General features: G+C 65.9%; 12 protein-coding genes. 6 read left to right on the top strand and 6 right to left on the bottom strand.

The genetic code is table 11. The features are described 5' to 3' along the window. Nucleotides 1-4: 4 nt before the first annotated feature. Together betT and AC1MCA_RS11990 are read right to left on the bottom strand one after the other, a co-directional pair. Nucleotides 5-2257, bottom strand: coding sequence for a choline BCCT transporter BetT (gene betT, locus AC1MCA_RS11995; RefSeq protein WP_479797424.1), 2253 nt, complete (start codon nt 2255-2257; stop codon nt 5-7). 181 nt (nt 2258-2438) lie between these two features. Further along, a complete protein-coding gene (locus tag AC1MCA_RS11990; RefSeq protein ID WP_479797420.1) occupies nt 2439-4346 on the bottom strand; it encodes an FAD-binding monooxygenase in 1908 nt (635 codons plus the stop codon). Between the two features lie 256 nt (nt 4347-4602). On the opposite strand from AC1MCA_RS11990, the gene AC1MCA_RS11985 reads away from it, so the two are divergent. The 6 genes from AC1MCA_RS11985 (at nt 4603) to AC1MCA_RS11960 (ending at nt 11085) form a co-directional block, all read left to right on the top strand. Next, complete coding sequence (locus AC1MCA_RS11985; protein ID WP_479803372.1) at nt 4603-6099, top strand: fumarylacetoacetate hydrolase family protein; 1497 nt, start codon at nt 4603-4605, stop codon at nt 6097-6099. Further along, nucleotides 6092-6811 carry a GntR family transcriptional regulator gene (locus AC1MCA_RS11980; RefSeq protein ID WP_479797416.1) on the top strand — a complete coding sequence of 240 codons (720 nt, stop codon included), beginning with the start codon at nt 6092-6094 and terminating at the stop codon, nt 6809-6811. The genes AC1MCA_RS11985 and AC1MCA_RS11980 overlap by 8 nt, the downstream gene beginning before the upstream one ends. A gap of 62 nt (nt 6812-6873) precedes the next feature. Further along, nucleotides 6874-8388, top strand: coding sequence for a 5-carboxymethyl-2-hydroxymuconate semialdehyde dehydrogenase (gene hpaE, locus AC1MCA_RS11975; protein WP_479797412.1), 1515 nt, complete (start codon nt 6874-6876; stop codon nt 8386-8388). A gap of 35 nt (nt 8389-8423) precedes the next feature. After that, a complete protein-coding gene (gene hpaD / locus AC1MCA_RS11970; protein ID WP_479797409.1) occupies nt 8424-9509 on the top strand; it encodes a 3,4-dihydroxyphenylacetate 2,3-dioxygenase in 1086 nt (361 codons plus the stop codon). A 2-nt stretch (nt 9510-9511) separates the two neighbouring features. Then, on the top strand, nt 9512-10297 hold the full coding sequence (gene hpaH, locus AC1MCA_RS11965) for a 2-oxo-hept-4-ene-1,7-dioate hydratase (protein ID WP_479797406.1): 786 nt from the start codon (nt 9512-9514) through the stop codon (nt 10295-10297). Next, complete coding sequence (locus AC1MCA_RS11960) at nt 10282-11085, top strand: HpcH/HpaI aldolase family protein (protein ID WP_479797402.1); 804 nt, start codon at nt 10282-10284, stop codon at nt 11083-11085. The genes hpaH and AC1MCA_RS11960 overlap by 16 nt, the downstream gene beginning before the upstream one ends. A gap of 6 nt (nt 11086-11091) precedes the next feature. Here AC1MCA_RS11960 and urtE read toward each other — a convergent pair whose 3' ends face one another. Genes urtE through urtB form a run of 4 tightly spaced genes read right to left on the bottom strand, consistent with a single transcriptional unit; the run spans nt 11092 to nt 14691 of the window. Continuing rightward, complete coding sequence (gene urtE, locus AC1MCA_RS11955; RefSeq protein WP_479797399.1) at nt 11092-11784, bottom strand: urea ABC transporter ATP-binding subunit UrtE; 693 nt, start codon at nt 11782-11784, stop codon at nt 11092-11094. Beyond that, a complete protein-coding gene (gene urtD, locus AC1MCA_RS11950) occupies nt 11784-12605 on the bottom strand; it encodes an urea ABC transporter ATP-binding protein UrtD (RefSeq protein ID WP_479797395.1) in 822 nt (273 codons plus the stop codon). The genes urtE and urtD overlap by 1 nt, the downstream gene beginning before the upstream one ends. After that, a complete protein-coding gene (gene urtC / locus AC1MCA_RS11945; RefSeq protein ID WP_479797392.1) occupies nt 12602-13810 on the bottom strand; it encodes an urea ABC transporter permease subunit UrtC in 1209 nt (402 codons plus the stop codon). Before urtC ends, urtD begins: the two co-directional genes overlap by 4 nt. Beyond that, the gene (urtB, locus tag AC1MCA_RS11940; protein ID WP_108597562.1) at nt 13807-14691 is read right to left on the bottom strand and encodes an urea ABC transporter permease subunit UrtB; all 885 of its coding nucleotides are present in this window, start codon (nt 14689-14691) and stop codon (nt 13807-13809) included. The genes urtC and urtB overlap by 4 nt, the downstream gene beginning before the upstream one ends. Nucleotides 14692-14725: the final 34 nt, after the last annotated feature.

Genomic DNA, 14725 nt, shown 5'->3' with positions numbered 1-14725 from the left:
CCGCTTACGCCCCGGGTTTGTCCGTCCCGCTTTCACGCGGAGGTTCCACCACTGGCATGCTTCCCGTCGCTGTCGGAACGGGCGGAGTGAGCACCGAGGCGTAGTCGTGCTGGGTTGAGTACGTCAGGAAGCCCAGATGCGCCTCGTAACGGTCCAGGACGTCGTCGATGACCTGCTGGTGGGACAGCCCCATGAGGTCGTAGCCCTCCGAACCGGTCTGGGCGAAGACTTCCACCCGGTAGTACACGTCCGTTTGCCGGGACATCCGTCCGCCGAACATCGGCACCGGCGCCTCCACCACTTTGACCTGGTAGTGGAAGTCGCGGTGGTCCGGGATGCTGACCACCAGCGCGTGGCTGGAAATGGCCGTGTGCTCGTCCGGGATCAGGTCCAGGGTGGCCTGGTAGCCCTGCTTGGTGAACTCCCTGACCACATCCGCCAGTGCAGGCTGCACCGTGCGTTCCATGAACTGGGCCACCTGCTTCTTCGACGGATACGAACGCATCCCTGCCAGCCGCTGGCGCCAGGTGCGGTCCGGCACGTGGCCGCCATGGGCCGCCGTCGACTGCCGCCGCAGGACCTGTCCTTCACGTTCGGCTCGCTCCATGCGCAGTGCCTTGGAGAAGGACGCCATCACCAGCCAGGCGATGACCGTCACCGGCAGGGCGAAGATCAACGTGGCATACTCCATGGTGGTCACGCCTCCGGCCACCAGCATGGCGATGGTCAGCAGCGCGGTGAGGACCGCCCAGAAGATCCGCAGCCATTTGGCGCCGTCCTGTGACGGGTCCGGGATGGAGGAGGAGAAGTTGGACATCACCATGGCACCGGAGTTGGCGCTGGTGAGGTAGAACAGCATCCCGGACAGCGTACCCAGGCCAATCAGGAACCCCGCCCCGGGGAACATCTCCAGCAGGGCATACCAGCCCTGTTCCGGGCTGTCCATGGCGAGTTGGGCGAACTCCGTGTTGCCGTTCAGGACCTCATGCATGGCACTGTTGCCGAAGATGCTGACGATCAGGAAATCACACAGCACCGGGGCAGTGATGGCGGCAATGACGAACTCCCGCAAGGTCCGGCCGCGGGAAATACGGGCCAGGAACAGCCCCACGAACGGACCCCAGGCGAGCCAGAAAGCCCAGAAGAACAGGGTCCAGCCGGCCATCCACTCCGAGCCGCCCTCCTCGTAGGCGAAGGTCTGCAGGGTGCGGTCCGGCAGCGTGAACACAAACCGGCCGATGTTCTCCACCATGGAGTTCAGCAGGAAGGACGTCTGGCCGGTCACCAGGATGTACAGCAGCATGGCCGCTGCGCTCCATATGTTCAGCTCCGAGATCCAGCGGATCCCTTTGTCCACCCCTGACGTACACGCCGCAATGGTCAGTACGACGGCGACAATCACCAGTGCGATCTGCAGGGCCAGGCCCTGCGGCAGGCCGAAAAGCATGGCGAACCCGACGTTCAGCAGCACCACGCCGATGCCCATGGACGTGGCAACGCCGAAGACCGTTCCCACCAGGGTCACGATGTCGATGGCGTCGCCCATTCCGCCACGGACGCGTTTGCCCAGCAGCGGATAGAGGGCTGCGCGGATGGACAGCGGCATGCCCCAGCGGTAGGCGAAGTAGCCCATGGCCATGCCCAGCAGCGCGTACATGGCCCAGCCGGCCACCCCGTAGTGGAACATGGTCCAGACCACGGCGTCCTGGGCGGCGGCAGGGGTCTGGCCCTCGCCCACCGGCGGCATCATGTACTGGGTGATGGGTCCGGTCACGGAGTAGAAGAGCATGTCGATGCCCACCCCGGCGGCGAACAGCATGGCCACCCAGGTGAAGAGTTTGTATTGCGGGCGGGAGTGGTCCGGGCCGAGGCGGACAGACCCTTCCTTGGACAGGGCCACCCACAGCACGAACACAATCACCACCGTGACAGTGAGGACGTAGAACCAGCCGAGGTTTTCCGCGATCCAGGCGACTACCGTCTTCATGGTCGCGGCCGCCCCGGTGGGCATTACCATCGCCCACACGGAGAAGGCGACGATGATGGCTGAGGAGATCACGAAGACGCGCCAGTTGACCCTCGGCCCGCGTTCCTCGATCAGTTCGGCGGGTGCCTTGCTGAGTTCCTGGCTGGAAACGGGCGGGCGGTTTTCGAAGTCCTGGCCGTTACGCCGCCGGTCCGTGCCGCCGAGCTGGCTCCGGGGGATCAGTGCCTTCGGCGGGTCCGCGGAGCGGGGTGCGTCTTTTTCTTCAGCCATGAGGTCCTCCTCCGATTGGCAACGGGCTCGGGCGGCCGCCAAGGGGGCTGACCGTCGGCGGCCCCGGTCCGGGACGGAGGGGAGGCCGTGCACAGTAGGGCATTTTGCGAGCGGGCTGCATGCCTATGCTAGTACACGGCCACCACAGTACGGCAACCGGTTGCCTTCAGTGGACCGGGGGTCAGGCCTCCTTCGGCTGGCGGACCTGCAGGAGCGGTGCGAAGAACGCGCCCAGTTCCGCCGTCGCCGTCAGCGGGAGGACATTGGCCACGTACTGGTCCGGGCGCACCACCACCACCACGCCGCCACGGTCCAGGCCACGCAGCTCGAAAATGTCAGCCTTTGGATCCGTGGCATAGACCTTTTCGTAATCCCGGAGCTGGAACGGCCCCACGAGCGGCTTGAACACCGCGGGGACGGCATTGATGTCGATTGCCGTGTGCGGCTGCTGGTAGACCACCTTGACGTCGAACCACGCGTCAAGGTCAGCGCCCGCCGGCGTCGCGGCGAGCGGTGAGTCGGCCGCGTTCGCAATCCACTCGGCGAAGGCGTTAACGGCCGACTGCGTTCCGGCGCCGGGCAGTGCCGTGTCGGCAAAGACGTAGATCCGCCACCGGCCGTCAGCAGTGGCGTGGTGCCCAAGGTGGATCGGGTTGGTGTCACCAACGCGCACCACCGGCGCCGACTTGAAGCGCTTGCCGATGGGGAACCCCGCCGCAAGCTCCTGGTGCGCGGGTTCGGCGGTAAGCATCGACGGCGCATACTGCGTCATGAAGCCGGCGGGGAACTCGGCCGTACTGACGTAGAAGTCCTCGAGTTCGGAGGGGTTCGCGAACTCCTCGGGCTTCTTCGCCATCATGGTGGACCATTCCTTATCGAAGTCGATGAGGTTCTTCGCCACCACCTGGCGCTCTTCGGAGTACGTGGACAGCAGGCTCTCCGGGCTGCGTCCTTCAAGGACGTGGCCCAGCTTCCAGCCGAGGTTGAAGCCGTCCTGCATGGAGACATTCATTCCCTGGCCCGCCTTGGCGCTGTGTGTGTGGCAGGCATCCCCGGTGATGAAGACGCGCGGCGTGCGGGTCCCCCGCTGGTCCGGAAGGACGTCGTCGAACCGGTCTGTGAGGCGATGGGCGACCTCATAGACGCTGTGCCAGGCGACATTGCGGACGTCCAGAGTGTAGGGGTGCAGGATCTGGTTGGCGTGGGCGATGATCTGCTCGATGGTGGTGGCGCGCACGGAGCCGTGGTCGTGCTGGTCGACCTCCCCGAGGTCAACGTACATGCGGAAGAGAAAACCGCCCTCGCGGGGGATCAGCAGAATGCTGCCGCCCGAGCCGGACTGGATGGCGCACTTGGTCCGGATGTCCGGGAAGTCCGTGTTGGCGAGCACGTCCATGACGCCCCAGGCATGGTTTGCAGCGTCGCCCGCGAGGGTGCAGCCGATCGAGTCACGCACCTTGCTGCGCGCACCGTCGGCACCAATCACGTACTTGGCACGGACAACGCGGTCCTGGCCCTCGTTGGGTCCCACCGCGTGGGCGAGCGTCACCGTGACGGGGTACTCCCCCTCAGTGCCGACCTCGAGCCCGCGGAACGCGTAGCCGTAGTCGGGGGACATCCGGGCGGGCGAGTTGGCCATGACTTCGGCGAAGTAGTCCAGTACCCGCGCCTGGTTCACGATGAGGTGCGGGAATTCGCTGATGCCCATTTCGTCGTCGACCGTGCGTGCACCCCTGACGATCCGGGAGTGGTCAGCCGGGTCCGGCTTCCAGAATGCCATCTCCGTGATGCGGTACGCCTCGGCAATGATCCGCTCGGCGAAGCCGAACGCCTGGAAGGTCTCGACGCTTCTGGCCTGGATGCCGTCGGCCTGGCCGATGACGAGCCTGCCGGGGCGGCGCTCGACGATCCGGGTGGTGATGTCCGGGAACTGGGAGAGTTGCGCGGCGGCGAGCATGCCCGCAGGGCCTGTACCCACAATGAGGACGTCGACCTCCTCCGGAAGATCCGCGGGCCGATTGATGCCTGCTCCGGCTGCCGGCTTGACCCGGGGGTCCCCGGATACGTATCCGTGATGGTGGAACTGCACGGGCTTTCCTCACTTCACTGTGTGGCTGTCTGGGATCGACTGGCTGTTCTATATCAGAACAACACGTTCGATAAATGAAATCTTAACTTCGATTTCAACTGTACGTCAGATGTGACGGGGGCGACAAGAGCCCATCGCCCCGGCCAAATCTCCGGGGTTTGCCCGCCGGGATTCCCGGGAATTTTGAGGGGTTGACGCGTTCGCCCGACTGAGTATAGTGATCGTATACGATTTCGTACTCGACGAGGAGCAGCTGTTGGAACAGGTCACCGACCACATCTTGGCCTCGGCCCGCAAAGTCATCGCGGTGCATATCAACTACCCCAGCCGCGCCGCCCAGCGGGGACGTACGCCGGCCCAGCCGTCCTACTTCCTGAAGCCATCCTCCTCCCTTTCCCTCAGCGGGTCACCGGTGGAACGCCCCGCCGGCTGCGAACTTCTTGGCTATGAAGGCGAGATCGCCCTGGTGATCGGCAAACAGGCACGGCGGGTGGGGATCGAGGGCGCCTGGAGCCACGTCGCAGCGGTCACCGCCAGCAACGATCTCGGTGTCTACGACCTCCGCTACGCGGACAAAGGCTCCAACCTCCGGTCCAAGGGGGGCGACGGTTTCACTCCGGTGGGCCCGGCACTTATTCCGGCAGACGACGTCGACCCCGCCAACCTGAGGATCCGCACCTGGCACAACGGCGAGGTGGTCCAGGACGACACCACAGCAGACCTGCTCTTCCCGTTCGCGCGGCTGGTGGCGGACCTGTCCCAACTGCTGACCCTCGAAGAAGGCGACCTGATCCTCACCGGCACCCCCGCCGGCGCCTCCGTTGCCAAACCGGGAGACGTGCTGGAGGTGGAAGTCAGTACCGCTGACGGGCGCCTGAGCACCGGCCGCCTGGTCACCACGGTGGTGGAAGGCACGACGCCGTTCGCCGGGTTTGGTGCCCAGCCCCAGGCAGACGACGTCCAGCGTGAGGAGGCGTACGGTTCGCGCGAGGCCGCCGGTCTGGCACCCGAGGCTTTGGCACCCGAGGCAAGTGCCGCCGTCGGGCCTGTCCTCTCCCCCGAACTGAAGGCAAAGCTGGAGAGCGTCTGCACCGCCACCCTGTCCTCCCAGCTCCGCAAGCGCGGCCTGAACAACGTCAGCATCGACGGCCTGACCTCCACCCGGCCGGACAAGCGGATCGTGGGCCTGGCCCGGACGCTGCGCTACGTACCCAACCGCGAGGACCTCTTCACCACCCACGGCGGCGGCTTCAACGCCCAGAAGCGGGCCATCGACTCTGTGAACGAGGGCGAGATCCTGGTCATGGAGGCCCGCGGCGAAAAGGGCACCGGCACCATCGGCGATATCCTGGCCCTTCGCGCAGAGGTCCGCGGCGCGGCAGCCATCATCACCGACGGCGGCGTCCGCGACTTCTCCGCCGTGGCCGCCATGGAGATGCCTACCTACTATTCCAACCCGCACCCCGCCGTCCTGGGCCGCCGGCACATCCCGTGGGACACCGACATCACCATCGCGTGCGGCGGCACCACCGTGCAGCCCGGCGACATTATCGTGGCCGATTCGGACGGCATCCTTGTCATCCCGCCGGCGATGGCCGAAGAGCTCGCGGATGACTCGATCGCCCAGGAGCGCGAGGAAACATTCATCGCCGAGATGGTGCAGCAGGGCCACAGCGTGGACGGGCTCTACCCGCTGGGCAAGGACTGGCGCGCGAAGTATGAGGAATGGGAAGCAGGCAAAGCCCGTGACTGAAACAGCTGTGGCGGCCGGTAATACAGGCAGCAAGTCGGAGCAGGCCTACCGCGCCGTGAAGGCACGGATCGTCGAAGGCGCCTACACCCCCGGCTACCGGCTTGTCCTGGGCACCATTGCCAAGGACCTTGGCTTCAGCGTGGTGCCCGTCCGCGAGGCCATCCGCCGGCTCGAAGCGGAAGGCCTGGTGACCTTCGAACGCAACGTGGGCGCCACCGTGGCCGGCATCGACCCCACCGAATACCTCTACACCATGCAGACCCTGAGCATTGTGGAGGGAGCGGCCACCGCCATCTCGGCTCCGCTGATCGGCGAGCAGGACATCGAGCGGGCCCGCAGCATCAACGAGGAAATGCGTGAATGCCTCAAGCACTTCGATCCCGTCCGCTTCACCCAGCTGAACCAGGACTTCCACAGCGTCCTGTTTGAACGCTGCCCCAACCCGCACATCCTGGACCTGGTCCACCGCGGCTGGAACCGGCTGGCCTCGCTGCGGTCCTCCACCTTCCGGTTTGTCCCCGGCCGCGCCCACGATTCCGTGGACGAACACGAGGCGCTGCTCCGGCTCATCGAAACAGGGGCGGACGCAGATGCCATCGAGAAAGCCGCCCGCCTGCATCGTTCCACCACCCTGGACGCCTACCTCGCCCAGGCAGCCCCCGCCGAAACCAACGCCGAAACCAACGCGGGGTCACTCAACGCCCGATATTAGGCCTCCAGAGGGCCAAAAGTGACCCCGCGTTGCTCCTCAGTGACACAGTAAGGATCAAAACAATGTCGTTTACAGCCGAACAGACCACGAAGCATTACGTGCCGCAGGATCTTCCCACCCACATCCAGCACTACATCAACGGCCAGTTCGTCGACTCGGTGGGCGGGGCGACCTTCGATGTCCTGGACCCGGTTTCGAACCAGAACTACGCCACCGCCGCGGCAGGACAGAAGGAGGACATCGACCTCGCTGTCGCCGCGGCCCGTGAAGCGTTCAAGAACGGTCCGTGGCCGAAGATGAAGCCCCGCGAACGGGCCCGCATCCTGAACAGAATCGCCGACGCCGTCGAGGCCCAGGAGGACCGGCTCGCGGAACTGGAAACGTTCGACACCGGCCTGCCTATCACCCAGGCCAAGGGCCAGGCCCTGCGCGCGGCGGAGAACTTCCGCTTCTTCGCGGACCTGATCGTTGCCCAGTTCGACGACGCCATGAAGGTCCCCGGCTCCCAGATCAACTACGTGAACCGCAAGCCGATCGGCGTTGCCGGGCTCATCACCCCGTGGAACACCCCGTTCATGCTCGAGTCCTGGAAGCTCGCCCCCGCATTGGCCACCGGCAACACCGTGGTCCTCAAGCCCGCTGAGTTCACGCCGCTGTCCGCTTCGCTGTGGGCCACGATTTTCAAGGACGCCGGCCTGCCGGACGGTGTGTTCAACCTGGTCAACGGGCTCGGGGAGGAAGCCGGCGACGCCTTGGTCAAGCACCCGGACGTTCCGCTGATTTCCTTCACCGGCGAGACCACCACGGGGCAGACCATCTTCCGCAACGCGGCCGCCAACCTCAAGGGCCTGTCCATGGAACTCGGCGGCAAGTCCCCCTGCGTTGTGTTCGCCGACGCCGACCTCGACGCCGCCATCGACTCTGCCCTGTTCGGTGTCTTCTCACTCAACGGCGAACGCTGCACCGCCGGCTCCCGGATCCTCGTGGAACGTGCCATCTACGACGAGTTCTGCGAGAGGTACGCCGCCCGGGCGAACAACATCGTGGTCGGCGACCCGCATGATCCCAAGACCCAGGTGGGTGCGCTGGTGCACCCGGAGCACTTCGAGAAGGTCGCCTCCTACGTGGAAATCGGCAAGTCCGAAGGCCGGCTGCTGGCCGGCGGCGGACGGCCGGAAGGCCTGCCCGAAGGCAACTACATCGCACCCACCGTGTTTGCCGACGTCGCCCCGGACGCCCGGATCTTCCAGGAGGAGATCTTCGGTCCCGTCGTCGCCATCACCCCGTTCGAGAACGACGACGAGGCGCTGGCCCTGGCGAACAACACCAGGTATGGCCTGGCCGCCTACATCTGGACCCAGAACCTGACCCGGGCGCACAACTTCTCCCAGAACGTCGAGGCCGGGATGGTGTGGCTGAACAGCCACAACGTCCGTGACCTGCGCACCCCGTTCGGCGGCGTCAAAGCCTCCGGCCTGGGCCACGAAGGCGGCTACCGCTCCATCGATTTCTACACCGACCAGCAGGCCGTGCACATCACCCTCGGCACCGTCCACACCCCCAAGTTCGGCGCCTGAGCGCCACCCATCCACCTCAAAGAAGAGAGCACACCATGACCAACGTCGTTCCCACCCCCACCGTCCCGGCCCCGGACATTGTCCGCTGCGCCTACATGGAGATCGTGGTCACCGATCTCGCCAAGTCCCGTGCGTTCTACGTGGACCTCCTGGGCCTGCACGTCACGGAGGAGGATGAGAACAACATCTACCTGCGCTCCCTCGAGGAGTTCATCCACCACAACCTGGTACTCCGCAAGGGACCCATCGCCGCCGTCGCAGCCTTCGCCTACCGCGTGAAGTCCCCCGCCGAAGTGGACGCCGCAGAGGCCTACTACAGGGAACTGGGCTGCCGCACCGAACGCCGCAAGGAAGGCTTCACCAAGGGCATCGGCGACTCCGTACGCGTCGAGGACCCGCTGGGGTTCCCCTACGAATTCTTCTACGACGTGGAGCACGTGGAACGCCTCACCCAGCGCTACGACCTCTACTCCGCCGGCGAACTGGTCCGCCTGGACCACTTCAACCAGGTCACACCGGACGTTCCCCGCGGCCGCAAATACCTGGAAGACCTGGGCTTCCGCGTCTCGGAGGACATCCAGGATTCCGACGGCGTGACGTACGCGGCGTGGATGCACCGCAAGCAGACCGTGCACGACACCGCACTGACCGGCGGCAACGGCCCGCGGATGCACCACATTGCGTTCGCCACGCACGAGAAGCACAACATCATCCAGATCTGCGACAAGATGGGCGCCCTGCGCATCAGTGACAGGATCGAACGCGGTCCCGGACGGCACGGTGTGTCCAACGCGTTCTACCTCTACATCCTGGATCCGGACGGCCACCGCGTGGAGATCTACACCCAGGACTACTACACCGGCGATCCGGACAACCCCGTGGTCACCTGGGACGTGCACGACAACCAGCGCCGCGACTGGTGGGGCAACCCGGTGGTCCCGTCCTGGTACACCGAAGCCTCCCTGGTCCTGGACCTGGACGGCAACCCGCAGCCCGTCATCGAACGCGAGGAAAAGAGCGAAATGGCAGTGACCGTGGGAGCCGACGGATTCTCCTACACCCGCAAGGACGGGTCCCCGGAAGGGGACCGGACCGGCTTCAAGCTCGGAGCGCAGCTGTAGCCATGCTGGATGCGACGACGATCGAGGCCATCGCGGACGAACTGCTGGAGGCCGGCCGGAACCGGAAACCGGTCCCCCGGCTGACCGCCCGGTACCCGCAGATGACGGTGGAGGACTCCTATGCCGTGCAGCAGCTCTGGCGGCGGCGGAACGAGGAGGCCGGCCGGACCCTGGTGGGCCGGAAGATCGGCCTCACGTCCAGGGCCATGCAGGCCGCCACCGGCATCACCGAACCTGACTACGGTGCCATCTTTGATGACATGGTCCTGGAGACCGGCTGTTCGGTGGAGTGGGACAAGTACACCCATCCGCGGGTGGAGGTGGAGTTGGCGTTTGTGTTGAAGGACGGGCTGAAGGGCCCGGGGTGCACCATTTTCGATGTCCTGAAGGCCACCGATTACGTGGTTCCGGCCCTGGAGATCCTCGATTCGAGGATCGAGATGGAGGGCCGGACCATCGTGGACACCATCTCGGACAACGCGGCCATGGGTGCCATGGTGATCGGCGGCAACCCGGTTAAACCCGACGCCGTGGACCTCCGCTGGGTCGCCGCCATCCTCTACAAGAACCAGACCGTGGAGGAAACCGGTGTTGCCGCCGGGGTCCTGGACCACCCGGCCAACGGGGTGCACTGGCTGGCCAACAAGATCGCAGCCCACGGGGACAGCATGAAAGCCGGCGACATCATCCTGGCCGGCTCCTTCACCCGTCCCCTGTGGGTGGACAAAGGCGATACCGTCCACGCAGACTACGGACCACTGGGAGTTGTGACATGCCGCTTCGAATAGAAGACACCTTCCGCGACGCCCTGGCCGCGGCGGACCGTCCCCTGGCCGGAATGTGGGTGTGCTCCGGCAGCCCGCTCATCGCCGAACTCTGTGCCGGCTCAGGGCTGGACTGGCTGCTGGTGGATGCCGAGCACAGCCCCAACGGGCTCGAATCCATCCTCGCCCAGCTCCAGGCCATCCACGGATATCCGGTCCACACGTTGGTGCGGCCGCCCGTGAACGACACCGTGGTGATCAAGCAGTACCTGGACCTGGGCGTGCAGAACCTGCTGATCCCCATGGTGAACTCCCTGGCGGAGGCCGAAGCCGCGGTGGCCGCTACCCGCTACCCTCCCCACGGGGTCCGCGGCGTGGGGTCCGCCCTGGCGCGGGCCGCGCGCTGGAACCGGGTCCCGGACTACCTGGCCCGGGCCGGGGAGACCATCAGCGTCACGGTCCAGATCGAATCCGGCGCCGCCGTAGACGCGGTGGAAGAGATCCTGAAGACGGACGGCGTGGACGCCATCTTCCTTGGGCCCTCCGACCTCGCCGCGTCAATGGGGCTGCTGGGCCAGCAAGACCACGAGGAGGTGCGTGCTGCCGTCGAGCATTGCCTCAAAGCCGCGAAAGCGGCAGGGAAACCCGCCGGCGTCAACGCGTTCAACCCGGACACCGCCCAGCGGTATCTCGACGCCGGTGCCGACTTCATCCTGGTGGGCGCCGACGTCGCCTTGCTGGCGCGGGGCTCTGAGGCCCTCGCCGCCCAGTACATCAAGGCCTCCGACGGCGGCTCCCCTGCCAGCTACTGAGTCGCCTCAGATGAGCATTGCCTGCCGCACACTGGCGGCCGATCCGGCGCCGCCCGCCCCCGATGAGGAGACCCTGCCCGCAGAAAGAACGTGGTAACTGTCGGAAGCATGGAGGGCAAACCCGATGTGCTGCTCCACCAGGAGGATGCTCATGCCGTCGCGCTGGGAGAGATTGACGATGGTCGCCTCGATCTCGGCCACAACGTTGGGCTGGATCCCTTCCGTGGGTTCGTCCAAGATCAGCAGGCGCGGATCGGTGATCAGGGCCCGGGCAATGGCCAGCTGCTGACGCTGGCCGCCGGACAGCAGCCCCGCCCGCCGTGCCAGCAGCGGCCGGAGCGCGGGAAACATCTCGAGGGCCTCCGCCACCCGCTCAGCACCGTGCTTCCGCCCGTCCGCCACGAGCTGCAGGTTCTCCATGACGGACAGCTGCCCGAATGACTGCTGGCCCTGCGGCACATAGGCCATGCCGCGCGCCACCCGCTGGTGCGGGCGGAGGGCAGAGATGTCCTCCCCGTCCAGCGTGATGCGTCCCGCCATGGGTTTGAGAAGCCCGACGACGGCGCGCAGCAGCGTCGATTTGCCGGCACCGTTGTGGCCCAGGACTGAGACAACGGCTCCGTCGTCCACGGTCAGGCTCACCCCGGAAATCACCTGGGTGCGGCCGTAGCCGGTCTGCAGATTCTCGATGTTCAGCATCAGTGGCCTTCCGTTCCCGAGGTGCCCGAGGTGCCCGAGGTGCCCAGGTAGACGTCCTGCACCTTCGGGTCCGCCTGCACCTGCGCCACGCTTCCCTCGCTGAGGACCTTTCCGGCGGCAAGGACTGAGACCGACGTCGCGAATTCCCGGACGAAGTCCATGTCGTGCTCAATGACCAGGGTGATCCGGCTGGCGGCGATGCGCCGCAGCAGCTCGCCTGTTTCACTCCGCTCATCCTGGCTCATCCCGGCGATCGGTTCATCCAGCAGGAGCACGTCTGAGTTCTGCACCAGCAGCATGCCTATCTCCAGCCATTGCTTCTGTCCGTGGGCAAGGATGCCCGCTTGCTTGTCCGCCGCCCCCTCCAGTCCGATGATTTCCAAGGCCTCCTCCACGGCCGGCTCCACGGACGTCCGGCGGCGGAGCATCTTCAGAGGACCGCGGCCCGAGCCAGCGGCGATGTCGAGGTTCTGAAGCACTGAAAGGTTCTCAAACACGCTGGCGGTCTGGAACGTGCGTCCCACGCCCAGCCGCGCGATCTGGTGCACTTTGCGGCCCAGGATCTCTGTTCCGGTGTGGTTCACTGACCCCGACGCCGGTACCAGTCCGGTGATGGCATCGATGACGGTCGTTTTTCCTGCACCGTTGGGGCCGATCAGGAACCGCAGGTCGCCCTGCATCACGTTGAGGTTGACGTTGTCCACGGCGAGGAATCCGTCAAAGGAGACCGAGAGGTCGCGGACTTCAAGGTATTTGGGCCGGCCGTGGCGCAGTCCACCGGCCTGTGGCTCCCCCTCGGGAAGCAGAGTGGGGGTAGTCATCTGCTGACCTCCTCGGACGTGGTGGCTTTGCGGCGGGCTCCAGGATCCGGGGCTGCGGGAGTTGGGGACACAGGATCTGGCGCTGCAGGGCTTGGGGCCGCGGGCCCGGCTGCTGCGGGCTCCACTGCCGCTTCGTGCGTCGCTGCTGCGGGCGGGGTCCGGCGCCGCCGGCGCACCAGCGCCGGCAAGGACGCAAGCCCGCCCGGCATGAAGCCGATGACCAGGACGAACAGCAGCCCCTGGAAGTACACCCAGAAGGAAGGGAAGGTGGAGGACAGGCTGGACTGGGCTGCGGCGACGCCCACAGCGCCAAGGACCGGCCCCAGCAGGGTGGCGCGGCCGCCGATTGCTACGCCGATCAGGAAGGCGATGGACGGGATCACGCCCACATCCGCCGGTGAAATGATCCCGACCAGCGGAACGAACAGCGCCCCTGCAATGCCTGCCAGAACAGCTGCAACCACATAGATGACAGTCTTGACGGTCGCGGGATCGTAACCAAGGAACCGGACCCGCTCCTCCTGGTCCCGGACTGCCACCAGCAACTCGCCGAGCCGGCTGTGCATCAGCTGCCGTGCGGCGGCGAGGGAGAGCAGCAGGACTATCGCCGCGATCAGGTACAGCATGAGCTTGTTGTTCGGGTCCTTCAGGTCGAAGCCGAAGAAAGACCGGAACCCGTTGAGGCCGTTGGAGCCGCCGGTGGTGGCCTGCTGGCCAATCAGGAACACCGCAAAGGCAGCCGCCAGGGCCTGGCTGAGGATCGCGAAATAGGCACCTTTGACGCGGCGCTTGAAGATCGCCAATCCCAGAACCAGTGCTACCAGCCCCGGTACCAGGGCCACGGCAAGGAGCGTCACCGCGGGGCTGCGGAACGGTTCCCACCAGCCCGGCACCTCGCCGCTGCCGTAAAGGGACATGAAGTCCGGGACGCCGGAGCCGCCAAAGAGTGAGGCGTCGGCCAGCTTCATGTGCATGGCCATGATGTACGCGCCAAGACCGAAGAACACCCCCTGGCCCAGGGTCAGCATCCCGCCGCGTCCCCACGCCAGGCCGATGCCGACCGCCACGATGGCAAAGCACAGGAACTTCCCGAGCAGGGCCAGGTTGAACGCGGGAAGTACCGCGGGTGCAACCCCGAGGAGCAGGACCGCGCCGAGGGTGAATCCGGCCGCGGTTCCCATCCGTCCGTGCAACAGGCTTTTCATGCCAGGCTCCTCGTTTTGAGGCTGAAGATGCCCTGCGGCCGGAGCTGGAGGAACACCACAATCACGATCAGGATCAGCACCTTGCCGATGCTGGCCGTCGTCGAATACTCGAAGACGGACTGCAGCACTCCGAGGGAAAACGCAGCGATGACGGCTCCCTTGATCTGGCCGATGCCGCCGGCCACCACCACCAGGAAAGCATCCACGATGTAGTTGGTGCCCAGGTACGGGCTGGTGGAGCCAATCAGGGTGACGGCGACGCCGGCGATGCCGGCCAGGCCAGACCCGATGAAGAAGGTCAACTGGTCGCTGCGCCTCGTGGACACCCCGGAGGTTTCCGCGAGGTCGCGGTTCAGGACAACAGCCCGGATCCGGCGCCCCAGCGGCGTGGCCTTCAGGAGCAGGACCAGTCCGGCCAGGCACACCAGCGAGAGCCCCAGGATAAAGAGACGGGTCAGCGGGATGGGGGCGCCGAGCAACTCGATGTTCCCCTGCAGCCAGGCCGGCGCCCGGACATCCACGCTGGGTGCGCCGAAGATGTCACGTGCGGCCTGCTGCAGGATCAGCGCCACCCCGAAAGTGACCAGGAGGGTGTCCAGGGGCCGGTGGTACATGCGGCGCAACAGCACCGCTTCGAGCACCAGCCCCAGGACACCTCCCACCAGGAAGCCGGCGGGAATGGAAACCAGCAGCGATACGCCGGCGTCGGAGATGGCCCGCTGAACCACGAAGGCCGTGTACGCGCCGGCCATCATGAACTCACCGTGGGCCATGTTGATGACCCCCATCTGGCCGAACGTCAACGAGAGTCCCAGTGCTGCCAGCAGCAGCACCGAGCCGAGACTGAGTCCGGCGAACATCTGCCCTATCAGGAGTTCCATTCCAGCAGGCCTTTCATCGATTTTCTGGAGCGTC

It is taken from the genome of Arthrobacter sp. BK1, from assembly GCF_056680055.1.
This window is presented reverse-complemented; position numbering and strand designations above follow the sequence as displayed.

Coding starts and splice junctions, on each gene's coding strand:
- betT (WP_479797424.1), bottom strand. CDS start 2,257: ATGGCTGAAGAAAAAGACGCACCCCGCTCCGCGGACCCGCCGAAGGCA.
- hpaE (WP_479797412.1), top strand. CDS start 6,874: ATGTCGTTTACAGCCGAACAGACCACGAAGCATTACGTGCCGCAGGAT.
- hpaD (WP_479797409.1), top strand. CDS start 8,424: ATGACCAACGTCGTTCCCACCCCCACCGTCCCGGCCCCGGACATTGTC.
- hpaH (WP_479797406.1), top strand. CDS start 9,512: ATGCTGGATGCGACGACGATCGAGGCCATCGCGGACGAACTGCTGGAG.
- AC1MCA_RS11960 (WP_479797402.1), top strand. CDS start 10,282: ATGCCGCTTCGAATAGAAGACACCTTCCGCGACGCCCTGGCCGCGGCG.
- urtE (WP_479797399.1), bottom strand. CDS start 11,784: ATGCTGAACATCGAGAATCTGCAGACCGGCTACGGCCGCACCCAGGTG.
- urtD (WP_479797395.1), bottom strand. CDS start 12,605: ATGACTACCCCCACTCTGCTTCCCGAGGGGGAGCCACAGGCCGGTGGA.
- urtC (WP_479797392.1), bottom strand. CDS start 13,810: ATGAAAAGCCTGTTGCACGGACGGATGGGAACCGCGGCCGGATTCACC.
- urtB (WP_108597562.1), bottom strand. CDS start 14,691: ATGGAACTCCTGATAGGGCAGATGTTCGCCGGACTCAGTCTCGGCTCG.